Source organism: Streptomyces beigongshangae, assembly GCF_019710745.1.
GTDB lineage: Bacteria > Actinomycetota > Actinomycetes > Streptomycetales > Streptomycetaceae > Streptomyces > Streptomyces beigongshangae.
This window is the reverse complement of record NZ_JAHKJW010000003.1, coordinates 58,983-83,395: the sequence shown is the minus strand read 5'-3', so window position 1 is coordinate 83,395 and position 24,413 is coordinate 58,983. Positions and strand designations below refer to the sequence as shown.

The following is a 24,413-nucleotide window of genomic DNA, read 5'->3' as shown; positions in this document are numbered from 1 at the left end:
GGCTCAGAATAATCCCTCGCACTGAAACTGGGTACGCCGTACTCTGAAGTGAGAGTACGGTGTACCCAGTTTTTGGGGCGGTGGCGGAGATGGGGGAGTGCTGTGAGCGGGAACGGTTACGCGGTACGGGCCGAAGGGCTGGAGAAGAGGTACGGGGAGAAGCGCGCCCTCGACGGCTTCGACCTGGCCGTGCGGGAGGGCACGGTGCACGGGCTGCTCGGGCCGAACGGCGCGGGTAAGACCACCGCCGTCCGCATCCTCGCCACGCTGGTCCGGCTGGACGGCGGGAGCGCGCGGGTGGCCGGTCTCGACGTGGCCTCGCGGCCGCGGGAGGTGCGGGCGCGGATCGGGCTCACCGGTCAGTACGCGGCGGTGGACGAGGTGCTCACCGGCCGGCAGAACCTGGAGATGTTCGGGCGGCTGTTCCACCTGGGCGGACGCCGGGCGCGACGGCGGGCGACCGAGCTGCTGGAGCAGTTCGACCTGACGGAGGCGGCCGACAAGGGCGTCGGCGAGTACAGCGGGGGCATGCGGCGGCGCCTCGACCTCGCCGCGTCGATGATCCTCACCCCGGCCGTGCTGTTCCTGGACGAGCCCACGACCGGGCTCGACCCCCGCGGCCGGGGCGAGGTGTGGCAGTCCGTACGGGCGTTGGTGGCGCGGGGCACCACCGTGCTGCTGACCACGCAGTACCTGGAGGAGGCCGACAAGCTCGCCTCGCACATCACCGTGATCGACCAGGGGCGGGCCATCGCCGACGACACCCCGGACGGCCTGAAGAACACGGTGGGCGGCGACCGCATCGAGGTCGTCGTCGCCGAGCGCGCCGACATCGCACGGGCGGTGAAGGTGGTCGCCCGGGTCTCGGACGGCGAACCGGAGTCCGACGAGACGGAGTCGAGGGTGCACGCGCCCGTGACCGACCGGGTGGCGGCGCTCACCGAGGTGGCGCGGACCCTGCAGGACGAGGGGGTGCGGGTGGAGGACATCGGACTGCGCAGGCCCAGCCTCGACGACGTGTTCCTGCGGCTCACCGGCCACCGCACGGTCGGCGCAACCGACACGGTCGGTGCAACCGGCGCGGCTGACGTGGCCGGCGCGGTCGATCAGGAAGGCGCGGCGCGGGAGAAGGGGGCCGCGGCATGAGCGGCGTGACCGGCATGACCGGCATGAGCGGCACGAGCGGCGTGGACGGTCCGAGCGGCGTGGACGGTCCGATCGAGCACGGTCGTGCGTACTGGGTGCTCGCCGACTGCTGGAACATCGTCCGGCGGGGACTCACCCACTACCAGCGCCAGCCGATCAACATCGCCTGGCAACTGGGCTTCCCGATCCTCTCCGTGCTGCTGTACGGGTACGTCTTCGGCAGCGCGATGAAGGTGCCGGGCGGCGGCGACTACCGGGACTTCCTGATGCCGGGCATGTTCGTGATGACGATGGCCTTCGGGTTCATCAACACGGCGACGATCGTCGTGTACGACTCCACGAAGGGCGTCATCGACCGCTTCCGCTCCATGCCGATGTCGCCGTCCGCCATCGTCGCCGGGCGCGGGGTCACCGATCTCGTCGTCGCCTGCGCGGAGCTGACGATCCTGATGCTCACCGCGCTGGCCATGGGCTGGCGGCCGGACGGCGTCCTCGGCTTCCTGGGCGCGTTCGGGCTGCTCCTGTGGCTGCGGTTCGCGCTGATCTGGCTCGGGGTGTGGCTCGGCCTGCTCGTGCCCAACCCGGAGGCGGCGGGCGGCCTGTTCGCGGTCGCGTTCCCGCTGACAATGATCTCCAGCATCTTCGTCGCGCCCCAGCTCATGCCGGACTGGCTGGGGTTCGTGGCCGCCTGGAACCCGATCTCCTCGACGGCCGCGGCCACCCGTGAGCTGTTCGGCACGCCGGTGGGCGGCGGCGACACCTGGATCGAGCAGCACGCGCTGCTGATGGCGGGCGTGTGGCCGCTGATCCTCACCCTGGTCTTCGTCCCGCCGGCGGTCCGGAGGTTCCAGAAGCTCAGCCGGTGAGCGTCGGACCGCAACGGCCCGGCCCGGCACGGACCGAACCGCCACGGACCGCCGGGGCCCGGCACGGTCAGGCCGTGCCGGGCGCCTGCTCCGTACACACGAAGTGCGCGGTTACAGCTTCTCGATCACGTAGTCGACGCACTTCGTGAGGGCCTCGACGTCCGCCGGGTCGACCGCCGGGAACATCGCGACGCGCAGCTGGTTGCGGCCGAGCTTGCGGTAGGGCTCGGTGTCGACGATGCCGTTGGCGCGCAGGACCTTGGCGACGGCCGCCGCGTCGACGTCGTCCGAGAAGTCGATCGTGCCGATGACCTGGGACCGCTTGGCCGGGTCGGTGACGAACGGGTTCGCGTACTTGACGTCCTCGGCCCAGCCGTAGAGCGTGCGCGAGGAGGTCGCCGTGCGGCGGACCGCCCAGTCGAGGCCGCCCTGGCCGTTGAGCCACTCCAGCTGGTCGTTCAGCAGGAACAGTGTGGCGAGGGCCGGGGTGTTGTACGTCTGGTTCTTGCGCGAGTTGTCGATGGCCGTGGGCAGGGAGAAGAACTCCGGTACGTGCCGGCCGCTCGCGTGGATGCGCTCGGCGCGCTCGATCGCGGCCGGGGAGAAGACGCCGATCCACAGGCCGCCGTCCGCGGCGAACGACTTCTGCGGGGCGAAGTAGTAGACGTCCGTCTCCGCGATGTCGACGGGCAGGCCGCCCGCGCCGCTCGTGGCGTCCACGAGGACCAGGGCGCCCTCGTCGGCGTTCGCGACCCGCTTGATCGGGGCGGCGACACCGGTGGAGGTCTCGTTGTGGGTGAGGCCGTAGACGTCCACGCCGGACTGGGCCACCGGTTCCGGGTGCGTGCCCGGCTCGGAGGTGATGACGTCCGGGTCGGCCAGCCAGGGCGCCAGCTTGGCCGCCTTCGCGAACTTCGAGGAGAACTCGCCGAACGTGAGGTGCTGCGACCTGTTCTCGATCAGTCCGTGGGTCGCCACGTCCCAGAACGCGGTGGAGCCGCCGTTGCCGAGGACGACCTCGTACCCCTCGGGAAGCCGGAAGAGGTCGCTCACCCCCTGGCGGACGCTGCCCACGAGGTTCTTGACCGGGGCCTGGCGGTGGGACGTGCCCATCAGGGACGTGCCGGTTTCGGCGAGCGCGGCGAGCGACTCCGTACGCACCTTGGAGGGGCCCGCGCCGAAACGGCCGTCGGCGGGCTTGAGGTCAGCGGGGATCTGGATATCAGCCACAACGGGAGCGTAGCCGTTCCGGGAAAGGCGGGTGAAGCGTCGTCCGTCGGATGAGACGGGTAGGAGGAGGGGGAGGGGAGGGGCGGAGGAGAGGTGGGGGAGAGGCGGAGGAAAGGCAGAGAAGAGGGGCGGGGAGGCGTCGGTCAGCCCCTCGGCGCGGTCGGGGTGAAGCGGACCGGCAGGTGGGTCAGGCTGCTCAGCCAGGGTGAGCGGCGGCGTGTCAGGGCGGCCGCGGGGACCGCCAGGTCCAGGTCGGGGAGGCGGTCCAGGACCACCTCGACGGCCGTACGGGCCACCACCTCGGCGATCTCCCGCGCCGGGAACGGACACCGGTGCTCCCCGTGCCCGAAGGAGAAGTGCGCGCTGTTGCCGCCGGGCAGGGCCGAGCCGTGGGTGCGTACCTGCGGGTCGTGGTTCGCGGCCTGGATGCCGAGCAGCAGGAGGTCACCGGCGCGGACGGCCCGCTCGCCGAGCCGGGTGTCCCGGGACGCCCACCGGCCGGCCACGTTCTGGGTGGGGGTGTCCTCCCACAGGACCTCGTTCATGGCCTCGGCGACACTCCGCCGACCGCCGAGGAGCGACGCCGCGAACCGCTCGTCCGTCAGCATCAGCCGCAGCGAGTTGCCGATCCAGCCGGCGGTCGGCTGGTGGCCCGCGGTCATCATGACGATCAGGTCCTGGGCGATCTCCTCGTGGGTGAGGGCGAGGCCCCCCGTCGTACGTCCCGAGGCGAGCATCCGGCTGACCACGTCGTCCGCGGGCCGCGCCGCCCGGTCCGCCACCAGCCGTGCCATGGAGGCGGCCACGTGCAGTTCCCCGGCGATGGCGTCCTCGTCCCCGTCGACCATGTCGTTCAGGGCGGCGACGAGGCCGGGCCCCTGCTCGTCGGTGAACCCGTAGAGGGTGGCGAGGACGCGTACGGGGAGTAGGGCCGCGTAGTGCGCGACGAGGTCGGCCCCGCCCTCGGCGCACACCGCGTCGACCAGCTCGTCGGCGAACCGCTCGGCGTGGGCGCGCAGCTCGAAGGGGTCCACGGCTTCGAGCGCGCCGTTGACGACCGCCACGCGTGCGCGGTGGTGCTCGCCGACCGTGTGCAGGACGGAGGAGTGCCCGCGGCCGATCATCGGCAGCATCGGCCAGTCGTCGGGGACGCGGTCCCACTGGTTCCAGTGCGCGCAGTCGCGGCTGAACAGCACGGGGTCACCGGTGACCTGGTGCAGCTCGCGGTAGCCCAGGACCAGCCACGCCGGGATGTCCGCGTCGAGCAGCACCGGGGCCACGGCGCCGTACTCGCGCCGCAACTCCCGGTAGAGCGCGGTGGGTTCGGACCGGAACAGGGGTCCGTCGAGGGGCACGGGGGCGGGGTCGTGACCGGGACCGGGGCCGGGGGTCACCGGGATGCCTCCGGGACGGTCGTGCCGGAGGTGCCGGAGGTGCCGGAGATTACGGAGGTTTCAGAGGTTGCGGAGGCCAACGAGCACCTGCTCCAGGAGGTGGGAATCGGGGCGGCCGCCGAGCACGGCCCGGCGGGGGTGGCGGGCGCTGACCCGGCCCGCGGCGAGCAGGTCGCTGAGCAGGATCCGCGTGATGGCGACCGGCAGCCGCAGCTCGGCGGCGATCTCCGCGACGGCGGTGGGCCGCTCGGTGAGGCGCAGGATCGCCGCGTGCTCCGACTGCATGCCGGGCACCGGACCGCACTCGGCGACGACCAGCGTCAGCAGGTCGAAGGGGGTGCCGGGCGCGGACCGGGTGCGCCCCTGGGTGAGGGTGTAGAGGCGGTCGGGCGCGTCGTCCCTGCCCGGCCGGCTCATGGCGTACGGGGTGGCGCGCTCAGGTGGTCGCCGAGCTGTTCCACGAGCCTGCCCATGCTGTGCCCGACGAGCCCGGCGTCCGCGTCCTCGGCCGTGACCACGGCCAGGTGCGCGCCCTCGCCCGCCTCGACGATGAACAGGATCCCGCCGTGGAACTCGGCCATCGCCGACCGCACGCCCCCGGTGCCGTCACCGAACTGCAGGGACGCCCCGTGGGACAGCGACTGGATGCCGGCGGCGACGGCGGCGAGCTGGTCGGCCTCGTCGGCGGAGAGCTCCGGCGTACGGCACAGTTTCAGCCCGTCCCGGGAGAGCACGAGCGCGTGCCGGGCACCCGGGGTGTCCGCCAGCAGCCCTTCGACGAGCCAGGTGAGCTTGTCGTCACCCGCCGAGGTGATGCCGGTGACCGGGAGGGCGGAGGTGGCGGAGGCGGCGGAGATCGCGGAGACGGTGGAGGTGGGGAGGACGGTCATGGCGGGGGCTCGCCTTCCGGGTGGGGAGTGGCGGGGCTCGTACGGGCCTGCACGGGCTCGTCCGCGGCGGGGCGGCGCACGGCCTGGCGGAAGTTGTTGAAGCGGGCGGCGCGGCTCATCACGTCGTCGGGACCGAGGTCGGGGCCGGGGGCGGCTGCGGATGCCTGGGCCCGGGCTTGGGTCTGGGCTTCGGCTTCGGCTTCGGCTTCGGCTTCGGCGAGAGTGCGGCCGCGGTGACGCCTCGGGAGCAGGTCGGCGTGGTCGGTGACCGGCAGGGGCCGGGGCCGGAACCCGTGGGCCGGAACCGGTTCCGGGTCCAGGTCGGGCACGGAGTGCGAGGAGGCGTACGAGGCCGCGGCCGGCCCCGGCGGGCCGGACCGGACGGACGGCTCCTCCGGGTCCGTCCGGGGGGACTGCCCCGGTGCTGACCACGGGGACTGCCCCGGTGCGGACCACGGGTACTGCCCCGGGTCGGACCAGGGTCCGGGGTGCGGGCCGGGGAAGGGCGACGCGGGTTCCCGTACGGGCTCTCGTGCAGGCTCTCGTACGGGCTCCCCTGCCAGGTTCTGCGCGGTGTGGGCCGGGGCCGAGGGCGGGGGCGGGAACGGCGCTCCGGCGGAATCCTGCGCCGGTCCTCGCGCGGCGCCCTGCGCCGGGTTCTGTGCCGGACTCCGCGCGGGGTCCGCGAGGATGTCCTGCGGGACGAGGAGCAGGGCGCCCGTGCCGCCGCGTGCGGAAGGGCGGAAGGAGACCGTGAGCCCGTACGTGCGGGCGAGCCGGCCGACGACCGTGAGGCCGAGCCGGGTGCCGGCCAGGCCGCCGGGATCCGGTTGCGCGCCGGAGACGGCCCGTTCGGCGCGCCGGAGTTGCACCTCGTCCATCACCAGGCCGCTGTCCTCCACGCAGACGATGACCCCGGCGGGGACCTCCTCCACGTAGACGTGCACCTCGGCCGTGGGAGGGGAGAAGTTCGCGGCGTTGTCGAGGAGTTCGGCGAGCGCGTGCATCACGCCCTCGGCGGCGTGCCCGGCGACCGCCGCCTCGCTCGCCGAGTGGACGCGTACGCGCTGGTAGGCGGCGATGCGGCCCATCGCGCCGCGCAGGATCGACTCCATGCCGATGGGACGCGCCCAGCGGCGGCCCGAGCGGGCGCCCGTGAGGACGGCGACGGAGTCGGCGAGCCGGCCCGCCTGCGCGGTGCGGTGGTCGAGGTGGAGGAGGTCGGCGAGCACGTCCTCGTCGGAGTGCCGTTCCTCCATGGCGCGCAGGTCGGCCAGCATGCTCGTGGCGAGGGCCTGGAGGCGGCCGGCGGTGTGGGCGGCCGTCGCGACCGCGGTGGCGCGGTCGGTCCGTGCCTGCCGCAGCTCGTCGGTCACGCGCGCGTTCTCGGCACCGAGCCGGGTGCGTTCCCGGTCGAGTTCGGCGGCGAGGCGGACCTTCTGGTGGGCGTTCTGCTCGGCGAGCCGCGCGCGGTCGCGGGTGAACCCGTCGGTGAGGCGGGCGCGTTCCCGGGTGGACTCCTCCGCGAGGGCGGCCTTCTCCTGGAGTAATCGGCCGGCGTCCTGGGAGACCGCTTCGAGGCGGCGGAGGAGTAATCGGGAGGTCTGAGCGGCGTGGGCGGCCACGGCCACGGCGGCGCACAGCAGGAGGGCCGCCGTGCCGAGGCCCCAGCCGAGGGGGGCGCGCGCCTGGCCGGGCGCGAGGGCGACCGCGGCTCCGACGGCGCACGTGGCCGGTACGGCGGTGAGGAGGGGAGCGACCGCGACAGCGCGCAGGCGGGGGCGTGCGCTGCCGGGTTGTGCGAGGGACGGCCGATCTTGTCTGGGGCGCGCTTTCGGGGTGGGCGCGGTCATGAATCGTGTCCTCGGTCGTGTCCTGGGCGGGATGCGACACTTGGTGCTCAACTGGCGGTCACTATATGGGAATTCGTGATCGGAACGGACAGGTTCCGGCGCACTCTCACAATTCGTCCGCGAATCGGGGAGTAGGCGCCCCGGCGCGCAACGGGGCGCGCGTAATGGCTTGAGCGGGGCGGGCCCCGTCTCTTCGTCGCGGCCCCGCCTCGGTCACTGCTCAGGGGCGGGGGCCCCGTCAGGGGCGCGGGGAACTGCGCGCCCAGCCACCCCCGGCCAGCCGCCGAAGCCCGGTCGTCGGTCCGCTCCCCGCCGCGGGCACCCGTGCATGCTGGTCGCATGACCGACACGGACCCCGCCGAGCCGCAGGCAGCACAGCAGGCGGCACAGCAGGCAGCGCTGCGGGCGGCGCTCCGGGCCGCGCTGCACGGGCGCGTCCGCGGAGACGTCGCCCTCGACCCGACCGCACGCGCCCTCACCACCATGGACGCGTCCAACTACCGCCGCGTACCGCTGGGCGTCGTCGCCCCGGCGGACGCCGACGACGTGGCGGCGACCCTGCACGCGTGCGCCGCCCTCGGCGTACCGGTCGTGGCGCGCGGCGGCGGCACGTCGATCGCCGGGCAGGCCACCGGCACCGGCGTGGTCCTCGACTTCACCCGGCACATGAACCGGATCGTCTCCCTGGACCCCGCCGCCCGCACGGCCGTGGTCCAGCCGGGAGTCGTCCTGGACCGCCTCCAGGAGGCGGCCGCCCCGCACGGACTGCGCTTCGGCCCCGACCCCTCCACCCACGGCCGGTGCACCCTCGGCGGCATGATCGGCAACAACTCCTGCGGCTCGCACTCGGTCGCCTGGGGCACCACCGCGGACAACGTGCGCGAACTGTCCGTGACCACCGCGCGCGGCGACCGGCTCCGGCCGGGCCCCGGCTGGTCGGGCGCCCCCGACGGACTGCGGGAGCTGGTGACCGGCGAGCTGGAGTGCCTGCGCACCGGCTTCCCCGACCTCCCGCGCCGCATCTCCGGGTACGCGCTCGACGCGCTGCTCCCCGAGCGCGGCGCGGACGTGGCCCGCTTCCTCTGCGGCTCCGAGGGCACGCTCGGCATCCTCACGGAGGCGACCGTACGGCTGGTGGAGGCACCCCGCGCGCGGGCGCTCGCCGTCCTCGCGTACGCCGACGAGAGCGCGGCGGCGCAGGCGGCTCCCGGTCTGCTGCCGCACGGGCCGCTCACCGTGGAGGGGATGGCGGCGGACCTCGTACCGCCGGACGCGGAGCTGCCGCGGGGCGGGGCCTGGCTGTTCGTGGAGACGGGCGGCGACACGGCGGCGGAGGCACGCGCAAGGGCGGAGGGCGTCGTCCGCGCGGCGGACGTGACGGCCTCCCTGGTGGTCACGGACCCCGCCGCCCAGCGCGCCCTGTGGCGCATCCGCGAGGACGCCGCCGGCACGGCGACCCGGATGCCGGACGGCACCGCGGCCTGGCCCGGCTGGGAGGACTGCGCGGTGCCCCCGGCCCGGCTCGGCGCGTACCTGCGGGACTTCAGGGGCCTGCTGGCGTCCCACGGACTGCGCGGCGCCCCGTACGGCCACTTCGGGGACGGCTGCATCCACGTACGCATCGACTTCGACCTGCTGACCCCGGCGGGCGTGGGCCGCTTCCGGAGCTTCTCGGAGGAGCTGGCCGGACTCGTCGTCGCGCACGGCGGCTCGCTGTCGGGGGAGCACGGGGACGGGCAGGCGCGTGCGGAGCTGCTGCCGAGGATGTACGGGCCCCGGGTGACCGGCCTCTTCGAGCGGGTCAAGGACCTCTGGGACCCGGACGGCCTGCTCAACCCCGGCATGCTGGTCAGGCCGCACCGGCTGGACGAGAACCTGAGGTTCGCGGTCCTGCCGCGCGAGCCGGTGGACGTCGTGTTCGGCTATCCGGCGGACGGCGGGGACTTCTCGGCGGCGGTGAGCCGCTGTGTGGGGGTGGCCAGGTGCCGCACCCCGGCGGCCGGCGGCCCTCCCGGCACCCCGGGCTCCCCGGCTTCCGCCGGCTCCTCGGTGATGTGCCCCTCCTTCCGGGTCACCGGGGAGGAGGAGCACTCCACGCGGGGGCGTGCCCGGCTGCTGCACGAGATGCTGGCCGGTGAGGTGATCACGGACGGCTGGCGCTCCACGGAGGTCCGGGACGCGCTGGACCTCTGCCTGTCCTGCAAGGGCTGCCGCTCGGACTGCCCGGTCGGCGTCGACATGGCCACGTACAAGGCGGAATTCCTGCACCACCACTACGCGGGCCGCAGGCGGCCGGCGGCCCACTACGCGATGGGGTGGCTGCCGGTGTGGCTGCGCCTGGTGGCCCGCACGCGCACGGCGTGGCTGGTCAACGCCCTCGCCGCCGTACGCCCGCTGGCCGCGCTGGGCAAACGGCTCGGCGGGATCGCGCCGGAGCGGGAGGTGCCACGGGTGGCGGGACAGACGTTCAGCCGGTGGTGGCGGGCCCGCGGTGCCGGTGCGCGGACGGTTCCCGGGCGCGCACCGGCATCGCGGGCCCGCCGTGCCGGGGAGCCGCCCACGACGGTCGTCGTCCTGTGGCCGGACACCTTCACGGAACACCTCTCCCCGTCCGTCGGGAAGGCGGCCGTACGGGTCCTGGAGGCGGCGGGCCTGACGGTGACACCGCCCCCGGGACGTCCCCGGGACCGTCCTTGCTGCGGCCTGACCTACGTGTCGACGGGACAGCTGGACCGCGCCCGCACGGTCCTGCGCCGCACCCTCGACCTGCTGGAACCCCTCCTGGAACCGGCCCGCGAGGAGGAGCCACCGCCAGTCGTCGTCCTCGAACCGAGCTGCGCGGCCGCCCTCCGTGCGGACCTGCCCGAGCTGCTGCCCGACGACCCGCGGGCGCGGCGCCTCGCGTCGGCGGTGCTGACGTTCGCGGAGACGCTGGAACGGCACGCCCCGCACTGGACGCCGCCCCGCCTGGACCGCCCGGTCGTCGGCCAGACCCACTGCCACCAGCACGCCGTACTGGGCGACGCGGCGGACCGCCGCCTGCGCGGGGCGGCGGGCCTGAGCGGCTCCCTGGCGGGCGGCTGCTGCGGTCTGGCGGGCAACTTCGGCTTCGAGAAGGGTCACTACGAGGTGTCGACGGCCTGCGCGGAGGAACAACTGCTCCCGGCGGTTCGGGCGGCGCGCCCCGGCACCGCGATCCTGGCGGACGGCTACTCCTGCCGCACCCAACTGCGGCAGACGGCGGGGGCGGAGGCCCACCACTTGGCGGAACTTCTGGCGAAGGCCCTCCCCGCCGACTGGTGCCGTGGCCGGAACGGTCCACCGGGCCGGCGGTACTGTCCGCGCATGGATCAACTCCCCTGCACTTCGGAAGCCCTCGTCGTGCGCACCGACTTCTCGGCGGACGATGCTTGGGACGCGCTGCGGGAGGCGCTGTTCTCGCCGAGCGAGGACGGCTTCTCAGCCAACGTCGCACTCGTGGACGACCGAAGGTACGAGGGCCTGACACCCGGCCAGGCCCTCGGCCTGATTCCTGCGGAGTACCAGCATCCGCTCCTGGTCCTGGCGGACTCCGTAGCTGTCACCTCGACCGAACGGCCTCTCCTCGTGGTGGACCTGCGGGCCGAACGCGGGCGTTGTGTCCGCGTTGCGGCGGCCGAATTGTGGAGCATCGAGAACAACCTCTCGGGTGCGAACATGGACTTCGGGGATTTCGTCGGCGCCACCGATGACGACGGCGTGTTCCGAGGCTTCTGAGTCACCGGCCGCCCTTCTCGCTGCACCTCCTGCACCCCCTGCACCCCCTGGAACCGCATAGGTAAGTTCCAAACCAGGTTCACAACCCTGACGGAGTCCATTACCCTGGACTGGTAAGTCCATCAAGATGTACGAACCGTGTACCCGACCTGAACTTCCTGGACGCTCCCGTGACCCTCCCCAGCGCCGACCGCACCCCCGCGGTCGCCGACCCCGCGGCAGCCGTCGCGGGCCCGGCCCCCCTGTCCGAGCCCGCCGCCGCGCCCACTCCACGGGGCCTGCGGGCCCTCGGCCCCGTGGGCCTCGTGCTCGCCGGAGGCATCTCCGTCCAGTTCGGCGGCGCCCTCGCCGTGAGCCTCATGCCCCGCGCCGGGGCACTCGGCGTCGTGACCCTCCGCCTCGCGGTCGCCGCCCTCGTGCTGATGGTGATCTGCAGGCCCCGCCTGCGCGGCCACTCCCGCGCCGACTGGGGCACCGTCGTCGTCTTCGGCGTCACGATGGCCGCGATGAACGGCCTCTTCTACCAGTCGGTCGCCCGCATCCCGCTCGGCCCCGCCGTCACGCTCGAAGTGCTCGGCCCGCTGATCCTCTCGGTCGTCGCCTCCCGCCGGGCCGTCAACCTCGTCTGGGCCGGTCTCGCCCTCGGCGGTGTCTTCCTGCTGGCGGGCGGCGGTGGCGGCTTCAGCAGCCTCGACCCGGCCGGTGTCGCCTTCGCCCTGTCGGCGGGCGCCATGTGGGCGGCTTACATCGTCTTCAGCGCGCGTACCGGCCGACGCTTCCCGCAGGCCGACGGGCTGGCGCTGGCGATGGTCGTCGCGGCCGTGCTCTTCCTGCCCCTGGGCCTGATCGAGTCCGGTGGCAAACTCCTGAACCCGACCACGCTCGCCCTGGGCTCCGCCGTGGCGGTCCTCTCCTCCGTCCTCCCGTACACGCTGGAACTCCTCGCCCTGCGCCGGATGCCCGCCTCCACCTTCGCGGTCCTGATGAGCCTGGAACCGGCCGTCGCCGCGGTCGCCGGCTTCCTGGTGCTGAACCAGACGCTGTCGGTCACCGAAGGATTGGCGATCACGCTGGTCATCGCGGCGAGCATGGGCGCCGTACGGACACAGGTGGGCCGGGGCAGAGCCAAGAACGTGAGTTAGTCCTCATCAGGCGATCAGGCGATCGGGTGATCGGGTGATCGGGCGATGGGGTGATCGTGCAACCGGGCACCCGGCCCCGGCTGCACCGGCCGGTCTCAGCGGAACGCGGCGACATTGCGGGCGGCCCAGTCGGCGAAGGGCCGCGGGGCGCGGCCGAGGACCCGCCGGACGTCCGGGCTGACGCGCAGCTCGGCCGGGTTCGGGGAACCGAGGATGTCCAGGGTGTCGTCGGCGAGCTCCGCCGGCATGCTCCGGGTCATGGCGGCCCTGGCCTCCTCGCGGGTGAGCTCGTGGAACTCCACCGGCGAGCCCAGCGCGGTGGCGACGGCCTCCGTCTGCCGGCGCGGAGTGATCACTTCCGGTCCGGTCAGCTCGTACGTCCCGCCGATGTGCCGGTCGTCCACCAGGCAGGCCGCCGCGACCTCGGCGATGTCCGCGGGGTCGACGATCGGCACACCGACATCCCCGAAGGGCGCGGCGACGGTCCGCCGCGTGCGGACCGAGTCGGCCCACCACAGGGCGTTGGAGGCGAAGCCGCCCGGCCGCAGGACGGCCCACTCCAGGCCGGACCCCCGCAACGTGTCCTCCAGCGCGCGCATCGCGATCCGCGTCCGGCCGAAGGGCCTGGTCGCCACGCCCAGCGTGGAGAGCAGGACGACCCGGCGGACCCCGTTGCCCGCGGCCTCGCCGATGATGTCGGCGGGGTCGGCCCCCAGGGCGTGCAGGTCACCGGACAGCAGCAGGAACAGTGCCTCCGCGTCGGCCAGGACGGGCTTGAGTCCGGCCGGATCCGCCAGGTCGGCCACCACGTGGCGGACGCCGTCCGGCACCTTCGCCGTGTGGCGCGACACCGTCGTCACCTGCCGGCCCGCCTCGGTCAGTGCCCGCGTCAACGGCCGGCCGATGTTCCCGGTGGCTCCGGTCACCACGATCATGAGCAGCTCCTCGTTCAATGTTCAGGCGTTCAGGCGTTCAGGCGTTCGGATGTGTGCGTGCCGGGACGTTCGGATGTCCCGTGCGGTCGTCACGCTAGGAGTGCTGGCTAACTTTTGGTAAGGACATACCCAGAGGTAAGCTCATGACGTGACAGAAGGCGTGCAGCGTGGGCGGGTCGAAGCGGGGCGGCGGTATGACGTGTTTCACACCGACTGCCTCGCGCGCGACGTGGTCGACCACGTGACCAGCAGGTGGGGCGTCTGGGTGCTGATCTCCCTGCGGAGCAACGACCTCCGGTTCTACGAGCTGCGCGAGAGCATCCAGGGCATCAGCGAGAAGATGCTCGCCCAGACCCTGCGCGCACTGGTCCAGGACGGCCTGGTGTGGCGGGAGGTCGAGCCGACGACGCCACCGCGGGTCACCTACGGGCTGACCGGGTTCGGCCGGGAGGTCGGCGAACCGCTGACGGAGCTGTTCGACCGGATCACCCGGAGGCTGTCGCCCGGCGACGCGGGCTAGCGCGGCACCGGCGGGTGCCGCCCCGTATCAATCAATGCAAGCACGCTTGATTGTTTCTCCGGCCGCTGCCATGCTCCGGAGCGCACCGCACCACGCCCCGCACATCGCACCGCACCGCACACCGTCGTGCTCCGAGGGGAGCGTCACCGTGTCCGATCCGTCGTCCGTGATCGACGATCTGTGCCGGGAGGGCGAGCAGGTCGACGCGCTCGTGGGCGACCTGGAGGAGGCGCGCTGGGCGCTCGCCACCCCCGCCCCGAGGTGGACCGTCGCCCATCAGATCGCGCACCTCGCCTGGACCGACCGTGCCGCCCTGCTCGCTGTCACCGACGCCGCCGCCTTCGCACGGGAGGTGGAGAAGGCGCTGGCCTCGCCCTACGGCTTCGTGGACGAGGGTGCGGAACAGGGGGCCGCGCTGCCCCCGGCCCGGTTGCTGGCCGAGTGGCGCGCCGGACGCCACGCACTGGAGGAGGCCCTGCGCGAAGCGCCCGCCGGGACGCGCTTCCCCTGGTACGGGCCGCCCATGTCGGCCGCCTCCATGGCGACCGGCCGGCTGATGGAGACCTGGGCCCACGGCCAGGACATCGCCGACACGTTACGGGTGACGAGGGCTCCCACGGACCGCCTCCGGCATGTGGCGCGCATCGGGGTGCGGGCCCGCGACTTCGCCTTCGGGGTACGGGGACTCACCCCGCCCGCGGAGGAGTTCCGCGTCGAACTCACCGCTCCCTCGGGTCCCTCGGGCGCGGGCGGGGTGTGGGCGTACGGTCCCGAGGACGCCGCCCAGCGCGTCACCGGCCCCGCCCTGGACTTCTGCCTCCTCGTCACCCAGCGGGCCAACCGTGCCGACCTCGCCGTACGGGCGCAGGGTCCCGACGCCGACCGCTGGCTGGACATCGCCCAGGCGTTCGCGGGCCCGCCCGGCACGGGGCGCGCCCCGAAGGGGGCCGCGGGATGACCGGCCCGGCACCGGCACCGGACCCCCGCCCGCACCCTCACCCCCGCCCGCACCCGTACTCTCACCCCCGCCCCTTCCGCGTCGGCAACGCCTCCGGCTTCTACGGTGACCGTTTCGACGCGATGCGCGAGATGCTCACCGGCGGTCCGCTGGACGTCCTGACCGGCGACTACCTCGCCGAGCTGACCATGCTCATCCTCGGTCGCGACCGCCTCAAGAACCCGGCCGGCGGCTACGCGCGCACCTTCCTGCGGCAGCTGGAGGAGTGCCTCGGTCTCGCGCACGAGCGGGGCGTGCGGATCGTGGCCAACGCCGGCGGCCTCAACCCGGCCGGACTCGCCGGCGCCGTACGGGAACTGGCCGGGCGGCTCGGCGTCCCGGCGCGGGTCGCCCACGTCGAGGGCGACGACCTGACCGCCCGGCACCCCGGTCCCGGGAACCTCGCCGCGCACGCCTACCTCGGCGGCGAGGGCATCGCCGTGTGCCTGCGTGAGGGCGCGGACATCGTCGTGACCGGCCGGGTCACCGACGCCGCGCTGGTCACCGGGCCCGCGTCCGCCCACTTCGGGTGGGCCCCGGACGCCCACGACCGGCTGGCGGGCGCCGTGATCGCCGGGCACGTCCTGGAGTGCGGCACCCAGGCCACCGGCGGCAACTACGCCTTCTTCACCGAGCACGACCCGGCCCGCCTGCGCCACCCCGGCTTCCCGGTCGCCGAGATCCACGAGGACGGCACGAGCGTCATCACCAAGCACGACGGCACCGGCGGCGTCGTGGACACCGGTACGGTCACCGCGCAGCTCCTGTACGAGACGTCCGGCGCCCGGTACGCGGGGCCCGACGTCACCGCCCGCCTCGACACGGTCCGCCTCACCCAGGAGGGCCCCGACCGGGTGCGGATCACCGGGGTCCGGGGCGACGGGATCCGGGGCGAGGCGCCCCCGCCCACCCTCAAGGTCGGGCTCAACCGGCTCGGCGGCTTCCGCAACGAGGTCGGGTTCGTGCTGACCGGGCTCGACATCGAGGCGAAGGCGGCGTTCGTGCGGGCCCAGCTGGAGGCCGCGTTCACAGCGGGCACGTCCCGCCCGGCCGAGGTCCGCTGGGACCTCGTCCGCACCGACCGCCCCGACGCACCCACCGAGGAGACCGCGAGCGCCCTGCTCCGGCTCGTCGTGCGCGACCCCGACCAGGACGCCGTGGGCCGCGCGCTCGGCGCGGCCGCCGTCGAACTGGCCCTCGGCAGTTATCCCGGCTTCCATGTGCTCGCCCCACCGGGAAAGGGCGCCCCGTACGGGGTCTTCGAGGACGTGTACGTCCCCCGCGCGGACGTGGACCAGGTGGCGGTCCTGCCCGACGGACGCCGGGTCCCGGTGGCCCCGGCCGCCGGCACCCCCGTGACCCTCGCACTCGAAGACGTGCCGGAACCCCCCGCCCCCGGGCCACCGCCGCGGGGGCCGGTCCGCCGCGCGCCCCTCGGCCTCGTCGCGGGCGCCCGCAGCGGCGACAAGGGCGGCAACGCGAACGTCGGCGTCTGGGTCCGCACCGACGACGCCTGGCGCTGGCTCGCGCACACCCTCACGGTCGACCGGTTCCGCGCGCTCCTGCCGGAGTGCCGCGACCTGACCGTCGTACGACACTCCCTGCCCGACCTGCGCGCCCTGAACTTCGTCGTCGAGGGCGTCCTCGGCGAGGGCGTCGCCGCGCAGCACCGTTTCGACCCGCAGGCCAAGGCGCTCGGCGAATGGCTGCGCTCCCGCCACCTCGACATCCCGGAGGCACTGCTGTGACGGTCCTGGCGTCCGCCCTCGACACCGCCTCCGCCGACTACGCGGCCCACCGCGAGGCGATGCTCGGCAAACTCGCCGACCTCGACACCGAGCACGCCAAAGCCCTCGCGGGCGGCGGCGAGAAGTACGTGGCCCGGCACCGGAAGCGCGGCAAGCTGCTCGCCCGCGAGCGCGTCGAACTGCTCCTGGACCCCGACACGCCGTTCCTCGAACTGTCCCCGCTCGCCGCCTGGGGCAGCGAGTCCCCCGAATACGCGGTGGGTGCCTCGCTCGTCACCGGCATCGGGGTCGTCGAGGGCGTCGAGTGCCTGATCACGGCCAACGACCCGACCGTGCGCGGCGGCGCCAGCAACCCCTGGAGCCTGCGGAAGGCGCTGCGGGCGAACGACATCGCGTACGCCAACCGGCTGCCGTGCGTCAGCCTCGTCGAGTCGGGCGGCGCCGACCTGCCCTCCCAGAAGGAGATCTTCATCCCCGGGGGAGCGATCTTCCGCGACCTCACCCGGCTGTCGGCCGCCGGCATCCCCACCGTCGCGGTCGTCTTCGGCAACTCGACCGCGGGCGGCGCGTACGTCCCCGGCATGTCCGACCACGTGATCATGGTCGAGGAGCGTGCGAAGGTCTTCCTCGGCGGTCCGCCGCTGGTGAGGATGGCCACCGGCGAGGAGAGCGACGACGAGTCCCTGGGCGGCGCCGGGATGCACGCGCGCGTGTCGGGCCTCGCCGACCACCTCGCCCTCGACGAGCGGGACGCCCTGCGGCAGGCGCGGCGCGTAGTAGCCCGCCTCAACCACCGCAAGGCGTACGCGGATCCGGCCCCGGCCGAGCCGCCGAAGTACGACCCGGAGGAACTGCTGGGCATCGTCCCCGGCGACCTCAGGCACCCCTTCGACCCGCGCGAGGTCATCGCGCGGATCGTCGACGCGTCCGACTACGACGAGTTCAAGCCGCTCTACGGGACGAGCCTGACGACCGGCTGGGCGGACCTGCACGGTTACCCGGTCGGCATCCTCGCCAACGCGCGGGGCGTGCTCTTCAGCGAGGAGTCGCAGAAGGCCGCCCAGTTCATCCAGCTCGCCAACCAGCGCGACATCCCGCTGCTCTTCCTGCACAACACCACCGGGTACATGGTCGGCAAGGAGTACGAGCAGGGCGGCATCATCAAGCACGGCGCGATGATGATCAACGCGGTGAGCAACTCGCGCGTCCCGCACCTGTCCGTGCTGATGGGCGCCTCGTACGGCGCCGGGCACTACGGGATGTGCGGGCGCGCGTACGACCCGCGGTTCCTGTTCGCCTGGCCCAGCGCCAAGTCCGCCGTCATGGGCCCGCAGCAGCTCGCCGGGGTCCTGTCGATCGTCGCCCGGCAGTCCGCCGCCGCGAAGGGGCGGCCCTACGACGACGAGGCCGACGCGGCGCTGCGCGCGATGGTGGAGCAGCAGATCGAGTCCGAGTCGCTGCCGATGTTCCTGTCCGGGCGGCTGTACGACGACGGCGTCATCGACCCGCGCGACACCCGGACCGTCCTCGGCCTGTGCCTGTCCGCGATCCACACGGCTCCCTACGAGGGCGCGCGCGGTGGCTTCGGCGTCTTCCGGATGTGAGAGGAGTGACGGACATGACCGAGGGGAGAGGTCGCATGATGTCGAGTGTGCTGGTCGCCAACCGCGGCGAGATCGCCTGCCGCGTCTTCCGCACCTGCCACGAGCTGGGCATCCGTACCGTCGCCGTGTACGCGGACGCCGACGAGGACGCCCTCCACACACGCACGGCCGACACCGCCGTACGCCTCCCGGGCGCGTCGCCCGCCGAGACGTACCTGCGCGGCGAGCTGATCGTGAAGGCGGCCCTCGCCGCGGGCGCGGACGCCGTCCACCCCGGCTACGGCTTCCTCTCCGAGAACGCCGGCTTCGCGCGGACCGTCCTCGACGCGGGCCTCGGCTGGATCGGGCCGTCCCCCGAGGCGATCGAGGCGATGGCCTCCAAGACCCGCGCCAAGGAGCTGATGGCGGCGGCCGGGGTGCCGCTGCTCGCCCCCCTGGACCCGGACGCGGTGACCGGCGCCGACCTGCCGGTCCTGGTGAAGGCGGCGGCGGGCGGCGGCGGCCGGGGCATGCGGGTCGTCCGCGAACTCGACGCGCTCGGAACCGAGCTGGCCGCCGCGTCCGCCGAGGCCGAGAGCGCCTTCGGGGACGGCGCGGTCTTCGTCGAGCCGTACGTCGAGCACGCCCGGCACGTGGAGGTGCAGATCGTCGCCGACGGCCACGGCACCGTCTGGACCCTCGGCACCCGCGACTGCTCCCTGCAGCGCCGCCACCAGAAGGTCGTCGAGGAGGCCCCCGCACCGGGCCTCGGCCCCGACGTGGAGCTGCGGCTGTACTCCGCGGCGACCGCCGCCGCCCGGACGATCGCCTACACGGGCGCCGGGACCGTGGAGTTCCTGGTCGCCGGGGACCGCGTGCACTTCCTGGAGATGAACACCCGCCTCCAGGTCGAACACCCCGTCACCGAGGCGGTGTTCGGGATCGACCTGGTCGCCCTGCAACTGCGCGTCGCCGAGGGCGGCACCCTGGAGGCCGAACCGCCCCCGCCGTCCGGCCACGCGGTCGAGGCCCGCCTCTACGCCGAGGACCCGTCCCGGGACTGGGCCCCGCAGACCGGCACCCTGCACCGCCTGTCCGTACCCGGCGTCCGCCTCGACACGGGCTACGGCGACGGCGACACGATCGGCGTCCACTACGACGCCCTGCTCGCCAAGGCCGTCGCCCACGCGCCCACCCGCGCGGAGGCGGTCCGCCGCCTCGCCGGCGCACTGGAGCGGGCGACGGTCCACGGTCCGGCCACCAACCGGGACCTCCTCGTACGCTCCCTGCGCCACGAGGAGTTCACGTCGGCCCGGATGAACACGGCCTTCTACGACCGCCACCTGGGCGACCTCACCGCGCCGGCCCCGGACCCGTACGCCCCGCTGGCCGCCGCCCTCGCCGACGCGCACGGCCGCTCCCGGTTCGGCGGCTGGCGCAACCTGCCCTCCCAGCCGCAGAGCAGGCGCTACCTCGTGGCGGGCGAGGAGCACGAGGTCCACTACCGGCACACCCGGCGGGGCCCGGCCGCCGACGGCGTCCACGTGCTGCGGACCGGGCCCGGGCTCGTCGTCCTGGAGATCGAGGGCGTACGCCGCACGTTCGAGGTGGCCCGGTACGGCGACCGCGTCCACGTGAACGGCACCACGCTCACGGTCCTGCCCCGCTTCCCCGCCCCCGGGCCCGCCCACGCCCCGGGTTCCCTCCTGGCGCCCATGCCGGGCACGGTGGTCCGCGTGGCGGAGGACCTGACCGAGGGAACACCCGTCCGGGCCGGCCACCCCCTGATCTGGCTGGAGGCGATGAAGATGGAACACCGGATCACATCCCCGACGGACGGCACGCTCTCGTCCCTGCACGCCACCCCCGGCCAACAGGTGGAGGTGGGCACCCTGCTGGCGGTGGTGGAGCCCCGGTAGGGGCTTTCCAGGGGCGCGGGGAACTGCGCGACCAGCCACGACGAACCGGCACCCTCCATCCGGCACAAGCCCTCCCCCTCCGAGGAGCCACATGACCACCGTCCTGGAAACAGAAGAGCACCAGGCCCTCCGCGCAGCCGTCTCGGCCCTCGGCAAGCGCTACGGCCACGAGTACCTCACCAAGGTCGTCGCGGAGAAGAGCCACCCCACCGAACTCTGGGCGGAAGCCGCCAAGCTCGGCTACCTGGGCGTCAACCTGCCGGAGGCACACGGCGGCGGAGGCGGCGGCATCGCCGAACTCTCCATCGTCCTGGAGGAACTCGGCGCGGCCGGCTGCCCCCTCCTCATGATGATCGTCTCCCCGGCCATCTGCGGCACGGTGATCGCCCGCTTCGGCACGGAACGCCAGAAACAGGAGTGGCTCCCGGCCCTCGCCGACGGCACCCGCACCATGGCCTTCGGCATCACCGAACCCGACGCCGGCTCCAACAGCCACCGCATCACCACCACCGCCCGCCGCGCGGAGGACGGCCCGGACGACACGCCGCCGGCCGACCGGGACTGGCTCCTCACCGGCCGCAAGGTGTTCATCTCGGGCGTCGACATCGCCGACGCCACCCTCGTCGTCGGCCGCACCGCGGACGCCCGCACGGGCAGGCTCAAGCCCTGCCTGTTCATCGTCCCGCGCGACACCCCCGGCTTCGGGCGCCGGCAGATCGACATGGAACTGCACGGCGCGGAGAAGCAGTTCGAGCTGACCCTGGACGACGTACGGCTGCCCGCCGACGCGCTCGTCGGGGACGAGGACGCGGGCCTGCTCCAGCTCTTCGCCGGGCTCAACCCCGAGCGCATCATGACCGCCGCGTTCGCGATCGGCATGGGCCGGTACGCACTGTCCAAGGCCGTCGGCTACGCGTGCGAGCGCACCGTCTGGCGCGAGCCGATCGGCTCCCACCAGGCCATCGCGCACCCCCTGGCGCAGGCGCACATCGACCTCGAACTCGCCCGCCTGATGATGCAGAAAGCGGCCCACCTGTACGACTCCGGGGACGACGTCGGCGCCGGGGAGGCCGCCAACATGGCCAAGTACGCGGCGGCGGAAGCCTGCGTGAAGGCCGTCGACCAGTCGGTGCACACCCTCGGCGGCAACGGCCTGACCGGCGAGTTCGGCCTCGCGTCGCTCATCACCGCGTCCCGGGTGGCCCGGATCGCCCCCGTCAGCCGGGAGATGATCCTCAACTACGTCTCGCACCAGACCCTGGGCCTGCCCAAGTCCTACTAGGCACGACGCACCTCCTACTGGGCACGATGCACCTCCTACTGGGCACGACGCACCCTCCGCAGCACTCCCGGCTCCTGGAAAGGGCCCGCCATGGTGTTCCGCAGCGAGTACGAGGACGTTCCCGCCGTAGACGAACCCATCCACGAGGCGGTGCTGGGCCGCGCCGCCTCCCGGGGCGACACCCCCGCGCTGGTCGACGGCGTGGACGGGACGACCCTCACCTACGCCCAGCTCGACACGTTCCACCGGCGGATCGCCGCCGCGCTCGCCGCGCTCGGCGTCCGCAAGGGTGACGTACTGGCCCTGCACAGCCCCAACACCATCGCCTTCCCCACGGCGTTCTACGCCGCCACACGCGCGGGCGCGTCGGTCACCACCGTGCACCCCCTCGCCGCGCCCGAGGAGTTCGCCAAACAGCTGCGGGACAGCGCCGCCCGGTGGATCGTCACCGTCTCGCCGCTCCTGGACACGGCCCGCGCGGCGGCCGCGCTCGCGGACGGCGTGGCGGAGATCCTCGTCTGCGACCAGGCGCCGGGGCACCGCTCGCTGCTCGACATGCTCGGCTCCACCGCCCCCGAGCCGCAGGTCGACATCGACCCCGCGGCGGACGTGGCGGCCCTCCCGTACTCCTCCGGGACGACCGGCGCCCCCAAGGGCGTGATGCTCACCCACCGGAACATCGCCACCAACCTCGCCCAGCTGACACCGACCATGCCGATGGGACCCGGCGACCGCATCCTCGCCGTCCTGCCGTTCTTCCACATCTACGGGCTGACGGCCCTCATGAACGCGCCCCTGCGCCAGGGCGCCACCGTGGTCGTGCTGCCGCGCTTCGACCTCGAATCCTTCCTCGCCGCCATCGAGGAACACCGCATCACCGGCCTGTACGTGGCCCCGCCGATCGTGCTCGCCCTCGCCAAGCACCCGGCCGTCGAGGGCTACGACCTGTCGTCCCTGAAGTACGTGATCAGCGCGGCGGCGCCGCTGGACGCCGGGCTCGCCGAGGCATGCTCGCGCCGGCTCGGGCTGCCGCCGGTCGGCCAGGCGTACGGCATGACGGAGCTCTCGCCCGGCACGCACGTCGTCCCCCTGGGCGCGCAGGACGCGCCCCCGGGGAGCGTCGGCAAGCTCGTCCCCGGCACGGAGATGCGCATCGTCTCGCTGGACGACCCCGGCCGGGACGTCGGCACCGGCGAGCGCGGCGAGATCGTCATCCGCGGTCCGCAGGTCATGAAGGGCTACCTGGGGCGCCCCGTCGAGACCGCCGCGATGATCGACGAGGACGGCTGGCTGCACACCGGGGACGTCGGCCGCGTCGACGCGGAGGGCTGGCTGTACGTCGTCGACCGGGTCAAGGAACTCATCAAGTACAAGGGCTTCCAGGTGGCCCCCGCCGAACTGGAGGCGCTGCTGCTCACGCACCCCGGCATCGCGGACGCCGCCGTCATCGGGGTCTACGACACCGACAACAACGAGAGGCCGCACGCGTACGTGGTGCGCCAGCCGGCCGCGCCGGACCTCACGGAGGAGGAGGTCATGGAGTACGTCGCCGCGCGCGTCGCCCCGTACAAGAAGGTCCGGCACGTCGAGTTCCTCGAAGCGGTGCCCAGGGCCGCCTCCGGGAAGATCCTGCGGCGGGAACTGAGGGAGCGCGCATGACCACGGTGCGGCGGTCGCGGGAGCGCGGGATCACCACCCTCGCGCTCGACGCGCCCGAGCGGCGCAACGCCCTCTCCGCCCGGCTGGTGGGGGACCTCGCGGACGCGCTGGCGGAGTGCGGCGAGGACGGCGACGTACGCGCCGTCGTCCTCACACACACCGGGAACACCTTCAGCGCGGGCGCGGACCTGACCGACCCGCCGCACCCGGACGACCTGGTCGCGCTGCTGCGCCGGATCGTCGAACTGCCCAAGCCCGTCGTCGCCCGCGTCACCGGCCACGTGCGCGCGGGCGGCCTCGGACTGCTCGGCGCCTGCGACATCGCGGCCGCCTCCCGGGACGCCACGTTCGCCTTCACGGAGGTACGCATCGGGGTCGCGCCCGCCGTGATCTCGCTGCCCCTCCTGCCGCGCCTGGACCCGCGCGCGGTCGCCCGCTACTACCTCACCGGGGAGAGGTTCGACGCGGCCGAGGCCGCCCGGATCGGCCTCGTCACGGTGTCGGGCGACGACGCCGACGCCGTACTCGCGCCGGTGCTCGACGGGCTGCGGCGCTCCTCGCCGCAGGGGCTGGCCGAGACGAAGCGGCTGCTCACGGCTAAGGTGCTGGACACCTTCGACCGGGACGCGGCCGACCTGACCGCGCTCTCGGCCCGGCTGTTCTCCTCCGCGCAGGCCCGCGAGGGGATGACGGCCTTCCTCGAACGACGGGACCCTTCATGGGCGCGGTGACATGAGCGTGACGGATACGGTGACATGGGTGTGACGGGTGCGGTGAAATGGACGCTGTGACATGGGTGTGACGGGCGTGGTGACATGGGCGCGGTGAACGGGGCGCCGCCGGCGGAGCGCGTCCCCAAACAGGACCGCAGCCGCGCCACCCGGCAGCGCCTCCTCGAAGCCGCCGTGGCCTGCCTCGCCGAACGCGGCTGGGCCGGCTCGACGGTCTCCGTCGTCGCCGAGCACGCCGGGGTGTCGCGGGGCGCGGCCCAGCACCACTTCCCGACCCGCGAGGACCTCTTCACGGCGGCCGTCGAGTACGTCGCCGAGGAACGCTCCACCGCCCTGCGCGCCCTCTTCCCCGAGGGCGCGACGGACCGCCGGGCCGTCGTCACCGCCCTGGTCGACCTCTACACGGGACCCCTGTTCCGCGCCGCCCTCCACCTCTGGGTCGCAGCCTCGAACGAGGACCAGCTGCGCTCCCGCGTCACCGAGCTGGAGGCCCGCGTCGGCCGCGAGACGCACCGCATAGCGGTGGAACTGCTGAACGCCGACGAGTCCCGCCCCGGCGTGCGCGAGACGGTCCAGGGCTTCCTGGACATGTCCCGCGGCCTGGGCCTGGCCACCCTCCTCACGGACGACACGGCCCGCCGGACCCGGGTGGTCACCCAGTGGGTCACCCTCCTGGACGAGACCCTGGGCCGGCCGGACCGGGCCGCCTCCTGACACCACCGTTCCCGGCGTTGTCAGTCGGGACCGCTAGCGTCTCGGACG

The 24,413-nt window shown here is 73.7% G+C and carries 19 protein-coding genes; 13 read left to right on the top strand and 6 right to left on the bottom strand.

What is annotated here, in order from left to right; translation table 11 throughout:
- Nucleotides 1–102: 102 nt before the first annotated feature.
- Nucleotides 103–1,146, top strand: a complete 1,044-nt coding sequence (locus tag KM933_RS03015; protein WP_221348192.1) for an ATP-binding cassette domain-containing protein — start codon at nucleotides 103–105, stop codon at nucleotides 1,144–1,146.
- Nucleotides 1,147–1,169: 23 nt separating this feature from the next.
- A complete protein-coding gene (locus tag KM933_RS03010) occupies nucleotides 1,170–2,012 on the top strand; it encodes an ABC transporter permease (protein WP_221348365.1) in 843 nt (280 codons plus the stop codon).
- Between the two features lie 111 nt (nucleotides 2,013–2,123).
- On the opposite strand, the gene serC is transcribed toward KM933_RS03010, so the two are convergent.
- The 5 genes from serC to KM933_RS02985 form a co-directional block, all read right to left on the bottom strand.
- Nucleotides 2,124–3,242 (bottom strand): phosphoserine transaminase, encoded by a 1,119-nt coding sequence (gene serC / locus KM933_RS03005; RefSeq protein WP_221348191.1) that lies wholly within the window; start codon nucleotides 3,240–3,242, stop codon nucleotides 2,124–2,126.
- Between the two features lie 143 nt (nucleotides 3,243–3,385).
- Entirely contained in the window at nucleotides 3,386–4,597 is a 1,212-nt protein-coding gene (locus tag KM933_RS03000; RefSeq protein WP_430727269.1) for a cytochrome P450, read from the bottom strand.
- Between the two features lie 99 nt (nucleotides 4,598–4,696).
- Nucleotides 4,697–5,053, bottom strand: a complete 357-nt coding sequence (locus tag KM933_RS02995; protein WP_221348189.1) for a DUF742 domain-containing protein — start codon at nucleotides 5,051–5,053, stop codon at nucleotides 4,697–4,699.
- Nucleotides 5,050–5,526: a roadblock/LC7 domain-containing protein gene (locus KM933_RS02990; protein ID WP_221348188.1), complete on the bottom strand. Its 477-nt coding sequence runs from the start codon at nucleotides 5,524–5,526 to the stop codon at nucleotides 5,050–5,052. The genes KM933_RS02995 and KM933_RS02990 overlap by 4 nt, the downstream gene beginning before the upstream one ends.
- Nucleotides 5,523–7,379: a sensor histidine kinase gene (locus KM933_RS02985; RefSeq protein WP_221348187.1), complete on the bottom strand. Its 1,857-nt coding sequence runs from the start codon at nucleotides 7,377–7,379 to the stop codon at nucleotides 5,523–5,525. Before KM933_RS02985 ends, KM933_RS02990 begins: the two co-directional genes overlap by 4 nt.
- A gap of 339 nt (nucleotides 7,380–7,718) precedes the next feature.
- Between KM933_RS02985 and KM933_RS02980 the strand changes: the two genes are divergently transcribed.
- Both KM933_RS02980 and KM933_RS02975 read left to right on the top strand, forming a co-directional pair.
- Nucleotides 7,719–11,135: an FAD-binding and (Fe-S)-binding domain-containing protein gene (locus tag KM933_RS02980; protein ID WP_260332972.1), complete on the top strand. Its 3,417-nt coding sequence runs from the start codon at nucleotides 7,719–7,721 to the stop codon at nucleotides 11,133–11,135.
- Between the two features lie 170 nt (nucleotides 11,136–11,305).
- Nucleotides 11,306–12,277, top strand: coding sequence for an EamA family transporter (locus tag KM933_RS02975; RefSeq protein WP_221348186.1), 972 nt, complete (start codon nucleotides 11,306–11,308; stop codon nucleotides 12,275–12,277).
- 95 nt (nucleotides 12,278–12,372) lie between these two features.
- On the opposite strand, the gene KM933_RS02970 is transcribed toward KM933_RS02975, so the two are convergent.
- Complete coding sequence (locus KM933_RS02970; protein WP_221348185.1) at nucleotides 12,373–13,212, bottom strand: SDR family oxidoreductase; 840 nt, start codon at nucleotides 13,210–13,212, stop codon at nucleotides 12,373–12,375.
- Nucleotides 13,213–13,360: 148 nt separating this feature from the next.
- Here KM933_RS02970 and KM933_RS02965 point away from each other — a divergent pair, with 148 nt between their 5' ends.
- From KM933_RS02965 to KM933_RS02925, 9 genes are all read left to right on the top strand, one after another.
- Nucleotides 13,361–13,732: a winged helix-turn-helix transcriptional regulator gene (locus KM933_RS02965; RefSeq protein ID WP_221348184.1), complete on the top strand. Its 372-nt coding sequence runs from the start codon at nucleotides 13,361–13,363 to the stop codon at nucleotides 13,730–13,732.
- Between the two features lie 148 nt (nucleotides 13,733–13,880).
- Nucleotides 13,881–14,690, top strand: a complete 810-nt coding sequence (locus KM933_RS02960) for a TIGR03084 family metal-binding protein (RefSeq protein WP_221348183.1) — start codon at nucleotides 13,881–13,883, stop codon at nucleotides 14,688–14,690.
- 122 nt (nucleotides 14,691–14,812) lie between these two features.
- Nucleotides 14,813–16,477, top strand: a complete 1,665-nt coding sequence (locus tag KM933_RS02955; protein WP_430727272.1) for an acyclic terpene utilization AtuA family protein — start codon at nucleotides 14,813–14,815, stop codon at nucleotides 16,475–16,477.
- Nucleotides 16,474–18,081, top strand: a complete 1,608-nt coding sequence (locus KM933_RS02950) for an acyl-CoA carboxylase subunit beta (protein WP_221348181.1) — start codon at nucleotides 16,474–16,476, stop codon at nucleotides 18,079–18,081. The genes KM933_RS02955 and KM933_RS02950 overlap by 4 nt, the downstream gene beginning before the upstream one ends.
- A 35-nt stretch (nucleotides 18,082–18,116) precedes the next feature.
- Nucleotides 18,117–19,979: an acetyl/propionyl/methylcrotonyl-CoA carboxylase subunit alpha gene (locus KM933_RS02945; RefSeq protein WP_221348364.1), complete on the top strand. Its 1,863-nt coding sequence runs from the start codon at nucleotides 18,117–18,119 to the stop codon at nucleotides 19,977–19,979.
- Nucleotides 19,980–20,070: 91 nt separating this feature from the next.
- Nucleotides 20,071–21,261 (top strand): acyl-CoA dehydrogenase family protein, encoded by a 1,191-nt coding sequence (locus KM933_RS02940; protein WP_221348180.1) that lies wholly within the window; start codon nucleotides 20,071–20,073, stop codon nucleotides 21,259–21,261.
- A 93-nt stretch (nucleotides 21,262–21,354) separates the two neighbouring features.
- The gene (locus tag KM933_RS02935) at nucleotides 21,355–22,920 is read left to right on the top strand and encodes a 4-coumarate--CoA ligase family protein (protein WP_221348363.1); all 1,566 of its coding nucleotides are present in this window, start codon (nucleotides 21,355–21,357) and stop codon (nucleotides 22,918–22,920) included.
- A complete protein-coding gene (locus KM933_RS02930) occupies nucleotides 22,917–23,651 on the top strand; it encodes an enoyl-CoA hydratase family protein (RefSeq protein WP_221348179.1) in 735 nt (244 codons plus the stop codon). The genes KM933_RS02935 and KM933_RS02930 overlap by 4 nt, the downstream gene beginning before the upstream one ends.
- Nucleotides 23,652–23,735: 84 nt before the next feature.
- Nucleotides 23,736–24,365, top strand: a complete 630-nt coding sequence (locus tag KM933_RS02925) for a TetR/AcrR family transcriptional regulator (RefSeq protein WP_221348178.1) — start codon at nucleotides 23,736–23,738, stop codon at nucleotides 24,363–24,365.
- Nucleotides 24,366–24,413 lie beyond the last annotated feature (48 nt).

Excerpts from the sequence above, each read along its gene's own strand:
- KM933_RS02970 (WP_221348185.1), bottom strand. The coding sequence starts at position 13,212 with ATGATCGTGGTGACCGGAGCCACCGGGAACATCGGCCGGCCGTTGACG.
- KM933_RS02995 (WP_221348189.1), bottom strand. The coding sequence starts at position 5,053 with ATGAGCCGGCCGGGCAGGGACGACGCGCCCGACCGCCTCTACACCCTC.
- KM933_RS02980 (WP_260332972.1), top strand. The coding sequence starts at position 7,719 with ATGACCGACACGGACCCCGCCGAGCCGCAGGCAGCACAGCAGGCGGCA.
- KM933_RS02955 (WP_430727272.1), top strand. The coding sequence starts at position 14,813 with ATGCGCGAGATGCTCACCGGCGGTCCGCTGGACGTCCTGACCGGCGAC.
- KM933_RS02945 (WP_221348364.1), top strand. The coding sequence starts at position 18,117 with ATGATGTCGAGTGTGCTGGTCGCCAACCGCGGCGAGATCGCCTGCCGC.
- KM933_RS02930 (WP_221348179.1), top strand. The coding sequence starts at position 22,917 with ATGACCACGGTGCGGCGGTCGCGGGAGCGCGGGATCACCACCCTCGCG.
- KM933_RS03010 (WP_221348365.1), top strand. The coding sequence starts at position 1,170 with ATGAGCGGCACGAGCGGCGTGGACGGTCCGAGCGGCGTGGACGGTCCG.
- KM933_RS02925 (WP_221348178.1), top strand. The coding sequence starts at position 23,736 with ATGGGCGCGGTGAACGGGGCGCCGCCGGCGGAGCGCGTCCCCAAACAG.
- KM933_RS02985 (WP_221348187.1), bottom strand. The coding sequence starts at position 7,379 with ATGACCGCGCCCACCCCGAAAGCGCGCCCCAGACAAGATCGGCCGTCC.
- KM933_RS02940 (WP_221348180.1), top strand. The coding sequence starts at position 20,071 with ATGACCACCGTCCTGGAAACAGAAGAGCACCAGGCCCTCCGCGCAGCC.
- KM933_RS02990 (WP_221348188.1), bottom strand. The coding sequence starts at position 5,526 with ATGACCGTCCTCCCCACCTCCACCGTCTCCGCGATCTCCGCCGCCTCC.